We start from the raw sequence: 14878 nt of genomic DNA on the forward strand, positions 1-14878 counted from the left end.
CAGCCGGGAGAGCACTTCAATTCGACTTCACCGAGCGGGCGCCGGGGCCGCTGATCAAGACGTCGCCGGACCTGATCGACGCGATCAGGAACATCGACTCGGTGTCGGCTGAGTACAAGGAGAAGTACGAGCGGTTCGTGGAGGACTTCTGCGAGCCTTCGGACGGGCGCGCCGCCGAGCGTGTCGTGGACCGGATGCTGGAGATCGCGGCGGGGGAGTGAGTGGGGGAGCGACCGCGGGAGTGACCGTGAGAGTGACGCGCGGACCCCGGTTTGACCCTCCCTGCGGGGGCCCGTACTCTTGACCGTCGGCGTGTTTTTGTGCACGCCATCTCCTGAGCACCTCCCTTCCGGCACTCCTTCGGTGTGCTGTTAGAGGCCGCTCGTCCATTCGGATTCGTCGCGGGCCCCGGCCCGTGCGAGCGGCTGGCATCAGGGGTCCCCGTCCCGAGCGAAAGAGAGATCAGCGTGTACGCCATCGTGCGCAGCGGTGGTCGCCAGCACAAGGTTGCTGTCGACGACATCGTTGAGGTTGACAAGATTCCCACGGCCAAGGTTGGCGACACGGTCGAGCTCTCGACCCTGCTCGTGGTCGACGGCGACTCCGTCACCAGCGACCCGTGGGTCCTGGCCGGCATCAAGGTCACCGCCGAGGTCGTGGACCACCACAAGGGTGCCAAGATCGACATCCTTCGGTACAAGAACAAGACCGGCTACCGCCGTCGCCAGGGTCACCGCCAGCAGTACACGGCGATCAAGGTCACCGGTATCCCCACGGCTGCGAAGTAAAGGGACTGAGACATGGCACACAAGAAGGGCGCATCGTCCACTCGGAACGGTCGCGATTCCAATGCCCAGCGGCTCGGCGTGAAGCGCTTCGGCGGTCAGGCCGTCAACGCCGGTGAGATCCTGGTCCGCCAGCGCGGCACCCACTTCCACCCGGGCTCGGGCGTCGGCCGTGGCGGCGACGACACGCTGTTCGCACTCGCCGCCGGTGCGGTGGAGTTCGGCACGCACCGTGGCCGCAAGGTTGTGAACATCGTTCCGATCGCCGAGTAATTTCGGCCATCGTCGAGCGGTACGCACAGCACTTTCCGAGGGCGGACGCACTTTCCCGGGTAACGGGGAAGCGCGGCCGCCCTTGGCGTGTTACGTATGTAGACATTTCCGTATGTACTGGAGGACCCACCCATGACCACCTTCGTGGACCGCGTCGAACTGCATGTCGCCGCGGGTAACGGAGGCCACGGCTGCGCCTCCGTACACCGTGAGAAGTTCAAGCCGCTCGGCGGCCCGGACGGCGGCAACGGCGGGCGAGGCGGCGACGTCACCCTCGTCGTCGACCAGTCCGTGACCACCCTGCTGGACTATCACCACAGCCCCCACCGCAAGGCCACCAACGGCCAGCCCGGCGCGGGTGACAACCGCTCCGGCAAGGACGGCCAGGACCTGATCCTGCCCGTTCCCGACGGCACGGTCGTACTGGACAAGGACGGCAACGTCCTGGCCGACATGGTCGGCCACGGCACCACGTACGTCGCCGGTGAGGGCGGCCGCGGCGGCCTCGGCAACGCGGCGCTGGCCTCGGCCCGCCGCAAGGCGCCCGGTTTCGCGCTGCTCGGTGAGCCGGGCAAGGGCGGCGACATCGTCCTGGAGCTCAAGACCGTCGCCGACGTGGCGCTGGTCGGCTACCCGAGCGCCGGCAAGTCCTCGCTGATCTCGGTGCTGAGCGCGGCCAAGCCGAAGATCGCGGACTACCCGTTCACGACGCTCGTACCGAACCTCGGTGTCGTCACGGCGGGTTCGACCGTCTACACGATCGCGGACGTTCCCGGGCTGATCCCGGGGGCGAGCCAGGGTCGTGGCCTGGGCCTGGAGTTCCTGCGGCACGTCGAGCGCTGCTCGGTGCTCGTGCACGTACTGGACACGGCGACTCTTGAGTCCGACCGTGACCCGCTGACCGACCTCGACGTCATCGAGGAGGAGCTGGCGCAGTACGGCGGTCTGGGCGACCGGCCGCGTGTGGTGCTCCTCAACAAGATCGACATCCCGGACGGCAAGGAACTCGCGGAGATGATCCGCCCGGACCTGGAGGCGCGTGGTTACAGCGTCTACGAGGTGTCGGCGGTCGCGCACATCGGCCTCAAGGAGCTTTCCTTCGCGCTGGCCGAGGTCGTCTCCAAGGCGCGCGCGGCGAAGCCGAAGGAGGAGTCGACCCGGGTCGTCATCCGTCCGAAGGCCGTCGACGACGCAGGCTTCACGATCACCGAGGAAGACGGCGTCTACCACGTGCGCGGCGAGAAGCCGGAGCGCTGGGTGCGCCAGACCGACTTCAGCAACGACGAGGCCGTTGGCTACCTCGCGGACCGTCTCGCGCGCCTCGGCGTCGAGGACAAGCTGATGAAGGCGGGTGCGCGTGCGGGTGACGCGGTGGCGATCGGTGCGGAGGACAACGCGGTTGTCTTCGACTGGGAGCCGACGGTGATGGCGGGGGCCGAGATGCTTGGCCGCCGTGGTGAGGACCACCGCCTGGACGTCCCGCGGCCGGCGGCTACGCGGCGGCGGGACCGCGAGGCGGAGCGCGACGACTCGCAGCGCGAGTACGACGAGTTCAAGCCTTTCTAGGGCTTGCGCGGGGCCCGGCGGGCGAGTGATGTCACCTGTGGCATCACTCACCCCGGGTGCCTGCGGCGCTGTTCCCCCACCCGCCCCTTCCCGCTGTGACACTTTGCGGCTCCGCCGCGTGAGGGGCTCCGCTCCGGACCCCGGTCCTCAAACGCCGGACGGGCTGGATACGCGCGCGCTCAGCGGCAAGGGACGGGGTAGGGGAAAGCGCCGCGCACGCGTCGCCGGCGTACTCCGGGTTTCGTACAGGTGTCGGCAGAAGGACGTCCGCCTTGCGAGACGGTCACGGAGAGTGCGACCATCGCGTTGTCTCCCAGCCCCCGCAAGGTAGGTCGTCTGTGTCTGTGCAGCCCATAGCCAAGCCCCGAACCACAGCAGTCGTGCTCGCCGGTGGTACCGGTCAGCGTGTGGGTCTGTCGATCCCCAAGCAGCTGCTGAAGATCGCAGGCAAGGCGGTCATCGAGCACACGCTGTCGATCTTCGAGCAGGCGGAAGGCATCGACGACATCATCGTTCTGATGGCGCCGGGCTACGTGCCCGACGTCGAGAAGATCGTCGCCAAGGCCGGCCTCACCAAGATCACCAAGGTCATCGAGGGCGGTACGACGCGCAACGAGACCACCGAGCGCGCCATCTCCGCGCTCGGTGAAGGTCTCGCCGAGGGCGAGGACCGCAATGTCCTCTTCCACGACGCCGTGCGGCCCCTCCTGTCACAGCGCGTGATCCAGGACTGCGTCGACGCGCTCGACCGCTACGAGGCGGTCGACGTGGCCATCCCGTCCGCGGACACGATCATCGTGACGCGTACGCACGGCGGCGACGGCGAGTTCATCACCGAGGTCCCGGACCGGTCCCGGCTGCGCCGCGGCCAGACCCCGCAGGCCTTCAAGCTGAGCACCATCCGCAAGGCGTACGAAGTCGCCGCCGGTGACCCCAACTTCCAGGCCACCGACGACTGCTCGGTCGTGCTCAAGTACCTGCCCGACGTGCCGATCTACGTCGTCGCGGGTGACGAGTACAACATGAAGGTGACGCAGCCGGTCGACGTCTTCATCGCCGACAAGCTGTTCCAGCTCGCCTCCACCGCCGCCCCGCAGCAGGCCGACGAGGCCGCGTACCGCGAGCTGCTGGCCGGCAAGACCCTGGTCGTCTTCGGTGGTTCGTACGGCATCGGCGCGGACATCGCGACCCTCGCCGAGAGTTACGGCGCCAAGGTGTACGCGCTGGGCCGCTCCACCACCGGTACGCATGTCGAGAACCCCGAGCACGTCGACGACGCCCTGTCGAAGGCGTACGCGGAGACCGGCCGTATCGACTACGTGATCAACACGGCGGGCGTCCTGCGCATCGGCAAGCTGGCCGAGACGGACAACACGACCATCCAGGAAGCGCTGAACGTCAACTACCTGGCTCCCGTGCAGATCGCCCGCGCCTCGCACAAGTACCTCGCCGAGACCAAGGGCCAGTTGCTGCTCTACACCTCCAGCAGCTACACCCGCGGCCGCGCCGAGTACAGCCTCTACTCCTCCACGAAGGCCGCCATGGTGAACCTCACCCAGGCCCTCGCGGACGAGTGGGCGGGCGACGGCGTGCGCGTGAACTGCGTGAACCCGGAGCGCACGGCGACGCCGATGCGCACCAAGGCGTTCGGTGACGAGCCCGCGGGCTCGCTGCTGTCCTCCGAGGCCGTGGCGCGTACGTCGCTGGACGTGCTGCTCTCGGAGCTCACCGGTCACGTCATCGACGTACGGCAGGTGGACCCGACCCGTGGCGCGTCCGAGGCGTCGGGCTTCGAGCAGGCTCTTGCCGCCGTTCTGGACCGTCAGGAAGATGTGTAATACTGCTTGACAATCCAAGATTCGGGCCTCTGTAGTCGCCAAACAGCGATATACAGAGGCCCGACTTCGTGGAGCTGGGCTTCACATATTGGTTTCCCTTTGCACCGTAAATAACCGGCACCCCTCTGGAGCAGGTTCTTCGTGATTTCGACCGCCATCCGCCTGGCCCGCGTGGGCAGCGGGTCCGAACTGGCCGCCGCCGCCGTCATCGCACTGGGGTATCCGTGCATGATGCTGGCCGCACTGATCCCCAGCCTCTGGTTCTTCGCGGCCGCAGTCGCCGCGACGTACCTCGCGGATCAGCATCTGCACCAGCGCGGCAGCTACTTGATCAATCGCCTCGGCAAGGTCCGGGCCGGTCTCTCGATCCGCTTCCTGGTGCGCCAGCTGCTGCTGATCCTGCTGCTGGCCCGTATGCAGCTGGCCGAGCAGACGATCTTCTACGTGACGATCGCCTCTCTGCTGCTGTTCTACGCGCTCCAGGCGCCGCACGGCGCGCTCGTCACGCTGATCCGCCTGCGCCGCAAGATGCCGGTGGTGACCCGCAACATCGACCTCGGCAAGCTGCGCATCCCGGCGGCCCCGCCCAGGCGGCTGCTGAACCGGTCCGCCGAGAAGATGCTGCACCTCGACGTCTTCGCGGTCGCGGGCGTGCTGATCGCCGTCAAGTCCGGTGAGAACGCCTTCGGTTACGTGGGCCTCGCGCTCACCGTGGCACTGGCCGTCACCTACGTCGTGGTGCTGATGCCGTACGTGCGGCGCGGCCGCCGCGTCCCGACGACGGAGACGGTCCTGGAGGGCATCGACGAGTGGCTGCGCGACTACCGCCCGACCACGGTCCTGTACTTCTCCGGCTCCCGTGAGTCGGCGTACCAGGTCAACATGTGGCTGGAAACGATGAAGCAGCTCGACGGCAGGCCGCTGATCGTCCTGCGCGAGCGCCACATCGTGCCGCAGCTCGGCCCGACCTCGGTGCCGGTGATCTGCGTTCCGAGCGCCACGCACCTGATGAACATGGACCTGTCCACGGTGCGGGTCGCGCTCTACGCCGCCAACGTCGGCAAGAACATCCACATGTTGCGCATTCCCACCATGAAGCACGTCTTCATCGGCCACGGCGACAGCGACAAGGTCGCGAGCATCAACCCGTTCAGCAAGGTGTACGACGAGGTGTGGAGCGCCGGCCGGGCCGGCCGCGACCGCTACGCCCTCGCCGACGTCGGCGTCCGCGACGAGGACATCGTCGAGGTGGGACGCCCGCAGTTGGCCCCGATCCAGACCTGGAGCGGTACGCCGAAGAATCCGGTCCCCACCGTCCTCTACGCCCCCACGTGGGAGGGCTGGGACGACAACCCGGGCAACACCTCGATCCTGTTGGCCGGCGAGAACATCGTCAGGCGCCTGCTGGAGGCCGAGAAGCCGGTCCGGGTGCTCTACAAGCCCCACCCCTTCACCGGGACGCGCAGCCCCAAGGCAAAGGCCGTGCACGCCCGTATCACCGCCATGGTGGAGTCGGCGGCCGCCGAGCGCGCCATCGACCCCCGTTGGGCGCAGGACGCCACCGCGCTCCAGGCGGAGCAGGCCGCGGCGAAGGCCGAGCTGGCCCGCATCGAGGCGCGCCTCGGCGAGTTGGGCGCCAAGGGCAAGGGTGGCGCCAAGAACGGCAAGGACGAGGCTGAGATCTCGCGTGACGCGCTGCCCGATCCGGCGCGCGAGGCCGAGCTGGCGAAGCTCAGGGACGAGTGGAACGCCGCGTACTGGCGCTCGTTCGGTTGGTGGGAGCACCGGGTCATCACCGGCGCGGAGCCGCGCCTGTACGACTGCTTCAACGAGTCGGACGGCATGGTCTCCGACATCTCCAGCGTGGTGTCGGACTTCATCGCGAGCGGCAAGCCGTACGCTGTGACGGACTCCGCCGAGCTGGGCGTCGAGGAGTTCAAGCAGCAGAACACCGCCGTACGCGCCGCCGTGATCCTCAACAACGGCGCGGAGCAGCTCGACGAGCTGCTCGCCGCCATCACGGGCGGCGAGAGCGCCGACGCGCTGGCCCAGGCGCGGCGCGAGCTGAAGGCATACCTTCTGGGTCCCGACGAGCCCGCGTCCATCGTGCAGTTCAACGACGCCGTACGGGCCCTGGCGGCCAAGTCCGAGGCCCGCAACCACGGGGTGGCGCAGCGCAGCGGCGTCGAGGTCGCCGTCACCGCGGCGGACCCGAGTGACTCGGCTCCGGAGTCGACCGGGCTCGACTCGACCGTGGCGGGCTGACCTCCGACACCTGGTCGATTCCCGGACAAAGGTCCAAAACCGGCTCGGTAGGGCGTCTTTCGAGACGTTCTGCCGGGCCGTTGGTGCGCGGTGTGGTGAGCGTCACGTGGAAAAGTAACGATGGTGAACAACCCCACCGATGTGCCGAGTGTCTTGGATGTCGATGAACGAGAATGAGACGGGTGTGGACGTAGCCGGTATTCCCGATGTGACAGTGATCATCGGGGCTTATGAGGCGATGCCGTACTTGATCCCCTGCTTGGAGTCGGTCGAAGCTCAGACGCTGGGCGCAGACCGCATTGAGATCGTGGCCGTCAACGACGGCTCGACCGACGGGACCGGAGAGTATCTCGACGAGTTCGCAGCCAGGACCAAGGTACCTACGCGCGTGGTCCACCAGGAGAATTCCGGTGGTCCCAGCAAGCCCCGCAACGTAGGGCTCGACATGGCGCGCGGCCGCTATGTCTTCTTTCTCGACGCCGACGACTACCTCGGTGACGAGGCGCTGGAGCGGATGGTCTCGATGGCCGACCGCAACGGCACGGACGTCGTGCTGGGCAAGATCGAGGGCATTGGACGCGGTGCGCCCAAGTCCATGTTCGGCCGCACCCTCGAGCGTACGGACCTCTTCTCGTCCAACATCAAGTTCACGCTCAGCGCGGAGAAGCTCTTCAGGCGTGAGCTGTTGGAGAAGCACAGGATGCGCTTCGATCAGCAGCTGTATACAGGCGAGGACGCGCGTTTCACCCTTGAGGCATATGTGCGGAGTGCCGGGGTTTCCATCATCGCCGACTACGTCTGCCTGTACATCGTGCGCCGCGACGACGGCAAGCACATCACGCAGAGCGGCAGTTACGCGATGCGCTTCGAATCGGCGACGGCCCTGATGGACCTGATCGCCCAGTTCTTCCCGCCCGGCGAGAAGCGCGACGAGCTGATGATCCGTCCCTTCGTGATCACGCTGCTGCCGCAGTTCGACCACCGCTGGCTGAAGGCGAAGCCCGGCACGCGCCAGAACAAGATCGAGCTGGCGCAGCCGCTGACGGACAAGTACTGGACGCCGGGTGTGGCCCGCAGGCTGAAGGTGCCCGAGCGGCTGCGGATGCATTACGTCGCCGAGGGGCGGGCGGATCTCCTGGAGGACCACCTGAAGTTCCTCGACGCGAAGGAAGTGCCCGAGGTGATCCGCAAGGGCTCGTCGGGCCGGCCGTACCTCGCGTACCCGCACTTCGGGGACAAGAAGGCGGGCGTACCCGACGAGATGTTCGCGGTCACGGTCGCGGAGTGGGTCGCAGGGGTGCGGGTGACCGCACCCAGGGGTTCGAGACCCAAGCCCTCCTTCGCGCGGCGCGTCGTGCGCAAGTTGCGCAGGATGGCGCGCGGCGCGGTGGCGGGCGGCGCGGTCCGTTCCTGACAGAGGCGGCACCCGGCCGGAAGGCCGGGTGCCGCTCTGCACATCTCCACCGACGAGGTGTACGGCTCGCCGCTGAGGGGGCGTCAGCCGTCCAGCGGGCGGAATGCGGAGGCGGCGTCCGCAACAGCTCACGTACATTGCGAGGAGAATTGCGGGGAGAACCGGGCGAGCAAGAGTGGGGACTGTACGTGTCAGGGGCAAGGCAGAGCGTCGCAGAGGCTCGCAGGATCGTCGTCAAGGTCGGCTCCTCCTCACTGACCACGGCGTCGGGGGGCCTCGACGCCGACCGGGTGGACGCCCTCGTCGACGTACTGGCCAAGACGCGCAGCGGCGGTGAGAAGGAGATCGTGCTCGTGTCGAGCGGCGCCATCGCCGCCGGGCTCGCGCCCCTTGGCCTCGCCCGCCGGCCCAAGGACCTCGCCAGGCAGCAGGCGGCCGCCAGCGTCGGCCAGGGCCTGCTCGTCGCCCGCTACACCGCCTCCTTCGCGCGCTACGGCGTGCGCGTCGGCCAGGTGCTGCTGACCACCGACGACACCAGCCGCCGCGCCCACTACCGCAACGCCTACCGGACCCTGGACCAGCTCCTCGCCATGGGCGCGGTCCCGGTCGTCAACGAGAACGACACCGTCGCCACGGACGAGATCCGCTTCGGCGACAACGACCGGCTCGCCGCCCTCGTAGCCCATCTCGTACGGGCCGACCTGCTGGTGCTCCTGTCGGACGTGGACGGGCTGTACGACGGCGACCCCAGCCTCCCCGGCACCACACGCATCGCCGAGGTGCGCGCCCCCGAGGACATCGCGCACGTCTCCATCGGCAGCGCGGGCAAGGCCGGTGTCGGCACCGGCGGCATGGTGACCAAGGTCGAGGCCGCCCGTATCGCCGCGGCCGCCGGCATCCCCGTCGTCCTCACCTCCGCCAGCCACGCCGCCGACGCCTTCGCGGGGCGCGAAACGGGCACCCACTTCCACAGCACCGGCCGCCGCAGCGCCGACCGGCTGCTGTGGCTGGCGCACGCCTCCACGCCGCAGGGCTCCCTCACGCTCGACGACGGGGCGGTACGGGCCGTGGTGGAGCGGCGTACGTCGCTGCTGCCGGCCGGGATCGCCGGGGTCGAGGGCGAGTTCAGCGCCGGCGACCCGGTGGAGCTGCGGGACATGGCGGGTGTGGCCGTCGCCCGCGGGCTCGTCAACTACGACGCCAAGGAAATCCCGCAGCTGCTCGGCCGCTCCACCCGTGACCTCGCGAAGGAGCTGGGGCCCGCGTACGAGCGTGAGGTCGTACACAGGGACGATCTGGTTGTTCTCAACCCCTGAAACGGCTGAAAGACCGGTCTCGTGACAGAGACCTTCGTGAAAACCGTCACGCGCCGGGCCCGGGACTGGTCAACTTTGTTGCGGGGGACACGGCAGCGCGGGGTACAGCACAGCAACGCATTACAGGAGGCCGCCGGTGAGACGAGCGCGTCCGGGGGCGCTGCCCCGAGGGACGGCCGAGCGAGCCCTGACCAGTGTCGGGGCGGGAGCAGACTTCGGCGACGCCACGGAGCCCGGCCAGGGGCCGGCTCCCGGCCGGGAGGTCCACGGCACGCGGGAGGCGTCGAGGCTCTGGCACATCACCCTCAGCGTCTCGGGCGCCGAGGCTCCGCTGCAGGAGGTCAGGCGCGGCCTCGAACAGCTCGCCCACGACCATCCCTTCCTGCTGACCAGCAGATACGCCAACGATCACGCGGAGATCCGCTACTGGGAAGAGGCGCGTGACCTGCACGACGCGGCGGCGGTCGCGCTGCGGCTGTGGGGGGAGCACCGGTCGACGTCGAAGCTGCCGCCGTGGGAGATCGTGGGCCTGGAGGTCATCGACCGGGACACCTACCACCAGCGGATCGCCGAGGGGTACGGTCCGCCGCCCGCGGCCCCGGTGGGCGTACATCCGTACTGACTGCTGTGATCACTGGGGCGGACGGGGCTGACGGGGCGGGCGGGGGCTGACGTGGCGGGCGCCGTGGACGGGCTGTCTCGCGGAGCGGGATACCCGGTGGATGCCCCCAGGGAGCGCATTACCCTGCGGGTATGACCTCGCACTCTCCTCTCGCCGCCGCGACTCCCGCCGACACGACCGCGGCCGGGTCCCCGGTCACGCTGACTGCCCGGCGGGCCCGCACCGCCGCCGACGCGATCGCGCCACTTCCGCGCTCCGCCAAGGACGCCGCGCTGCTGGCCGTCGCCGACGCGCTGGTGGCCCGTACGGATGAGATCGTCGAGGCCAACGCCCAGGACGTCGCCAAGGCGCGTGCCGCCGGCACGAGCGAGACGGTCATCGACCGGCTGACGCTGACCCCCGAGCGGGTCGCCGCCATCGCATCCGATGTGCGGGACGTGGCCGCGCTGCCCGACCCGGTCGGCGAGGTCGTACGCGGCTCCACCCTGCCCAACGGCATCGACCTGCGGCAGATCCGCGTGCCGCTCGGCGTCGTCGGGATCATCTACGAGGCCCGGCCCAACGTGACCGTCGACGCCGCCGCGCTGTGCCTCAAGTCCGGCAACGCGGTGCTGCTGCGCGGCTCGTCGTCGGCGTACGCCTCCAACACCGCGCTTGTCGGCGTCGTGCGCGACGCGATCGCCGGGGCCGGCCTGCCCGCCGACGCCGTGCAGCTCGTGCCGGGGGAGTCCCGCGATTCGGTACGGGAGCTGATGCGCGCCCGGGGTCTGGTCGACGTCCTGATTCCGCGCGGCGGCGCGTCCCTGATCCGTACGGTCGTCGAGGAGTCCACCGTTCCCGTCATCGAGACGGGCACCGGAAACTGCCACGTCTACGTGGACGCCGAGGCCGACATCGACATGGCCGTCGAGATCCTCGTCAACTCCAAGGCGCAGCGGCCCAGTGTCTGCAACGCCGCTGAGACGCTCCTCGTCCACCAGGACATCGCGGAAGCCTTCCTGCCGCGCGCCCTGGACGCGCTCGCCGAGGCGGGCGTCACGGTCCACGGCGACGAGCGGGTGCTGCCGTACGCCGAGGGGTCCAAGGTGTCGGCCGTGGCGGCCACGGAGGAGGACTGGGAGACCGAGTACCTGTCGTACGACATCGCCGCCGCCGTCGTCGACTCGCTGGACGGCGCCGTCACCCACATCCGCCGCTGGACCTCCGGGCACACCGAGGCGATCGTCACGACGTCGCAGGCCGCGGCCCGGCGCTTCACGCAGCTGGTGGACTCGACGACGGTCGCGGTGAACGCGTCCACACGCTTCACGGACGGCGGTCAGTTCGGTTTCGGCGCCGAGATCGGGATTTCGACGCAGAAGCTGCACGCGCGCGGTCCGATGGGTCTGCCCGAGCTGACCTCGACGAAGTACATCGTGACGGGCGACGGTCACACGCGTTAGCGAACTCGGCGTACGCATCGTTCGCACGTTCTCTGCCCAAAACGAGCGTCCAGGTCTACGCTGAACGAGTGCCGGACGACGTGGGGGGCAAGCCGTTCCAGGACGGCTGGGACCCTGAGGACCCTGTCGACCGCGGAGGCGCGGACGAGGACTTCGCCTCCGTGGTGTTCGACGAGGACTTCGTACGGGCCGCCGAGGTCCATGAACCGACCGCTGTGGAGCGGCTGGTGTCGGCCGCCCAGGCGCGCGCCGATGCCGAGGCGACCAGAGCGAGGGCCGGCAAGGTCTCCCCGGACGACGATCTCTTCGACGAGGGGTACGGCTCCGAGTACGGCGGCCGCGATCCCCGCCACGACGGCGCGTACGGGCCGCTGGACGGCGACGGCGAGTACGGCGAGTACGACGGCGAGTACGACGGCGGTGCGGGCCCGTACGGGCGGCACGGCGGCGCCCTGCGCCCGTACCGCGGGCATGCGCGCTGGCACCGGCCCGTGGCCTGGATCCTGGCCCTGCTGATGGGCATCGGGATGGTGGCGCTCGCCTTCACCGCGGTCTACCGGGGGGCGGCCTCCGGGGGCCGGGAGGACCAGGTTCCGGTGCCCGCGACGAGCGACAACTCGCGGCCGGGCGGCCCCTCGGCCTCCGCCGAGTACTCCGCGCCCGCCGCCTCCGCGGTCCCGCGCAGTACGCCCTGACACGCAGTCACCCTGGTGCGTGAGAACTCCGCGGAAGTTCTCACGCACCAGGGCGTTTACCTTCGTGGCCATCGACCTACCCTGAAGATGTGACCCCTCCCCCAGGGGGGCTTCTCACTTGTCCGCGCATGCGAACTCATGACGGACAGGCCCTGCCCGACGCCTCGCGGCTGTAGCGGAGCGTAGCGCATCGACTTCCGTGGGCGGCGGAGATCGGGAGAAGTCATGGTAGGCCGCGGAGAGCCGCCAGAAGGTCCACCCGAGGACCTCCCGGGTGGCAGCGACGACGAGTACCGGTCCGTCGTCTTCGACGAATCGTTCGTGCGGGCTGCCCGCCTCCAGGAGTACTCCGCACAGGAGCGGCTGGACGATCACGAGAAGGCCGTACGCAGCCGGCCCGCCTGGACGGGCCGGGGCAGCGGGGGCGGCGGGGGCCGCAGGAGTGCGGGGCCCATGCAGGCCCTGGTGCTCGTCCTGCTCGTGGCGATCGCCTTCGGCACGGCGATCTACATGGGCGTACGCCACCCGTATCAGCCACCAGCAGCCACGCGCGCGGGGCTGCTGCGGACGACGGTCATACCGCTGGCTCCGGAGGGCACCGTGCCGGGCGGAGAGCCCGCCGAGCTCTTCGAGCGCAGTCCGGCCGCGCAGTTCCGGTCGGGCGCCGAGGGCATCACGCTGCCGTCCGCGCGGCGCACCGCGCACTTCTCGGAGGGGCAGGTGATGGCCGCTCTGACCATCGCGAAGGACTACCTCGTCGAGTCGTCCCTCGACCCGGACGTACTGAAAGGCTCCACGGTCCGCCCGGTGCGCACCCTGCTCGACCCCGACCAGCTGACCCAGTTCGACCGCAGCTTCGACGCCCCGGCCGACGACGGCAGGCACGCGGCCACGGGATGGCTGGTCCGCTTCGACCCGGCGAAGGTGACGCTCGCGAGCCCGCAGGCGCGCGTACAGGGCGTACTGCGCGTCGAGGAGACGCAGTCCCACCGCCTCGAAGTGACCTCGGACCACACCTTTGTGTACGCGCTGCGCCCGACCGGGGACTCTGCCGGGGCCCCTCGGGCGGACGGCGGCGCGTCGCTGTTCACCGTCCGCCGCGAGCTGCACTTCGGCTTCGACCGCGACGACCTGCGGATGCACCGGGCGGAGCTGCTCGTGTCGTACGTCCAGGCCGGACCCCAGGCGTGCTCCGCCGACGCGGCGGGCCATCTGCGGCCGGTTCTGGCCGGGCAGCGGGCCACGGCCGAGGGACCCGCCGGGACCGACCCGTACGCGACAGGCCGGGCCACGGCGGCGCTGTGCGGCGCGCTCGCCCCGAGCGCGATGCCGAGCCCGGGGGCCGGTGGCTAGCCCGTGGGCCGGTGGCTCAGGCGGACACGCCCGTAGGGCGTCCGGGGGTAGGCGCTACGGGGCGTCGGGGCCCGGGCCCTTGGCCGTGTCGCTGCCGTTGCTGCCGCCGCCGGTGAACTTGTCCCGCAGCTTGCCGCCCAGGTCGCCCGCGCCGCCCGCGAGGTCGCCCACGAGCTTCATCAGGGGGTCCTTGCTCGTGCGTACCGTGTCGGCGTAGTGCGACGCGGACTCGCGGAAGGAGTCCGTGACGGAGGTGTCGCCGTCCTCGTCGCGCTTCGGGTAGTGGCCGTCCATGATCCGCTGGTAGTCGCGGCTCTCCGCCCACTTCTTCAGCTCGGCGGCCCGTACCGTCGTGAACGGGTGCGAGCGCGGCAGGACGTTGAGGATCTTCAGCACGGAGTCGCGCAGGTCGCCGCCCGCTTCGTACTCGTCGGCCTGCGCCAGGAACGCGTCCACGTTCATCTCGTGCAGATGGTTGCCTCCGGCGATCTTCATCAGGCCGCGCATCGACGACTGGAGGTCCTGGCCGACCAGCAGACCGGCGCGGTCGGCGGAGAGCTCCGACTTGCGGAACCACTCGCGCAGCGCCGTCACGATCGCCATGATCGCGATGTTGCCGAGCGGGATCCAGGCGACCTTGAGCGCCAGGTTGGTGAGGAAGAGCAGGATCGTCCGGTAGACGGAGTGCCCGGACAGCGCGTGGCCCACCTCGTGGCCGACGACCGCCCGCATCTCCTCCTCGTCGAGCAGCTCGACGAGGCCCGTGGTGACCACGATGATCGGCTCGTCCAGACCGATGCACATGGCATTGGGCTTCGGATCCTGCGTGACGTACATCGGAGGGACCTTCTTCAGGTCCAGGATGTAACAGGCGTCCAGCAGCATCGCGTGCAGATGCGCGAACTGGGCCTCGCTCACGCGGACCGAGTCGGAGAGGAACAGCAGCCGCAGGCTGCGCTCGGGGAGCAGCCCGCTCAGTGCCTTGAACACCGTGTCGAAGCCGGTGAGCTTGCGCAGGGCCACCAGGGCCGAGCGGTCCGCCGGATGTTCGTATGCCCGGGAGGAGATGTCCGGGAAGCGCCGGCGATTGCGGCTCGGTACGTTCTCGTGATTGCCGTCGGTCATGGGTGGCCCCCTGTCTACGAGTGTTTCCCGTCCCCCGGACTTGCCTCAGCGTATGTGCTCGTGTGTCCTCACGTGCGGCGCGCTCGGCCGGTTCCTGGAGCCGGACAATGCGTAAACGTCTGAGTCGGCGTGAGCGTGCCCGTGCCGCCCGCATACGATGTCGGGGAAGTCTCCGAAGTTTCTC

13 protein-coding genes are annotated in these 14878 nt (G+C 69.4%); 12 read left to right on the plus strand and 1 reads right to left on the minus strand.

The genetic code is table 11. The features are described from left to right. The 12 genes from J7E89_RS34505 to J7E89_RS34560 form a co-directional block, all read left to right on the plus strand. Nucleotides 1-221, plus strand: a 221-nt coding sequence (locus tag J7E89_RS34505; RefSeq protein ID WP_214979425.1) for a CDP-glycerol glycerophosphotransferase family protein, incomplete at its 5' end; no start/stop codon positions are given. A 246-nt stretch (nt 222-467) separates the two neighbouring features. Beyond that, complete coding sequence (rplU, locus tag J7E89_RS34510) at nt 468-788, plus strand: 50S ribosomal protein L21 (protein WP_028813461.1); 321 nt, start codon at nt 468-470, stop codon at nt 786-788. A 12-nt stretch (nt 789-800) separates the two neighbouring features. Next, nucleotides 801-1058: a 50S ribosomal protein L27 gene (gene rpmA, locus J7E89_RS34515; protein WP_069928781.1), complete on the plus strand. Its 258-nt coding sequence runs from the start codon at nt 801-803 to the stop codon at nt 1056-1058. Nucleotides 1059-1190: 132 nt separating this feature from the next. Then, nucleotides 1191-2624 carry a GTPase ObgE gene (gene obgE, locus J7E89_RS34520; RefSeq protein ID WP_214979427.1) on the plus strand — a complete coding sequence of 478 codons (1434 nt, stop codon included), beginning with the start codon at nt 1191-1193 and terminating at the stop codon, nt 2622-2624. Between the two features lie 338 nt (nt 2625-2962). Continuing rightward, entirely contained in the window at nt 2963-4462 is a 1500-nt protein-coding gene (locus J7E89_RS34525; protein ID WP_214979428.1) for a bifunctional cytidylyltransferase/SDR family oxidoreductase, read from the plus strand. Nucleotides 4463-4603: 141 nt separating this feature from the next. Beyond that, a complete protein-coding gene (locus J7E89_RS34530) occupies nt 4604-6727 on the plus strand; it encodes a hypothetical protein (RefSeq protein ID WP_308315698.1) in 2124 nt (707 codons plus the stop codon). A 163-nt stretch (nt 6728-6890) separates the two neighbouring features. Then, nucleotides 6891-8141, plus strand: a complete 1251-nt coding sequence (locus J7E89_RS34535; RefSeq protein ID WP_214979430.1) for a glycosyltransferase family 2 protein — start codon at nt 6891-6893, stop codon at nt 8139-8141. Nucleotides 8142-8329: 188 nt separating this feature from the next. After that, nucleotides 8330-9457, plus strand: coding sequence for a glutamate 5-kinase (proB, locus tag J7E89_RS34540; protein ID WP_214979439.1), 1128 nt, complete (start codon nt 8330-8332; stop codon nt 9455-9457). A 136-nt stretch (nt 9458-9593) separates the two neighbouring features. Continuing rightward, nucleotides 9594-10079 carry a hypothetical protein gene (locus J7E89_RS34545; protein ID WP_214979441.1) on the plus strand — a complete coding sequence of 162 codons (486 nt, stop codon included), beginning with the start codon at nt 9594-9596 and terminating at the stop codon, nt 10077-10079. 131 nt (nt 10080-10210) lie between these two features. Next, the gene (locus J7E89_RS34550) at nt 10211-11521 is read left to right on the plus strand and encodes a glutamate-5-semialdehyde dehydrogenase (protein ID WP_214979443.1); all 1311 of its coding nucleotides are present in this window, start codon (nt 10211-10213) and stop codon (nt 11519-11521) included. A 68-nt stretch (nt 11522-11589) separates the two neighbouring features. Next, a complete protein-coding gene (locus tag J7E89_RS34555; protein WP_214979445.1) occupies nt 11590-12216 on the plus strand; it encodes a hypothetical protein in 627 nt (208 codons plus the stop codon). A 225-nt stretch (nt 12217-12441) separates the two neighbouring features. Further along, nucleotides 12442-13569 carry a hypothetical protein gene (locus J7E89_RS34560; protein WP_214979447.1) on the plus strand — a complete coding sequence of 376 codons (1128 nt, stop codon included), beginning with the start codon at nt 12442-12444 and terminating at the stop codon, nt 13567-13569. Nucleotides 13570-13623: 54 nt separating this feature from the next. On the opposite strand, the gene J7E89_RS34565 is transcribed toward J7E89_RS34560, so the two are convergent. Further along, nucleotides 13624-14694, minus strand: coding sequence for a M48 family metallopeptidase (locus J7E89_RS34565; RefSeq protein WP_214979449.1), 1071 nt, complete (start codon nt 14692-14694; stop codon nt 13624-13626). Between the last annotated feature and the right edge of the window lie 184 nt (nt 14695-14878).

Source organism: Streptomyces sp. ISL-100, from assembly GCF_018614615.1.
Classification (GTDB): Bacteria; Actinomycetota; Actinomycetes; order Streptomycetales; family Streptomycetaceae; genus Streptomyces.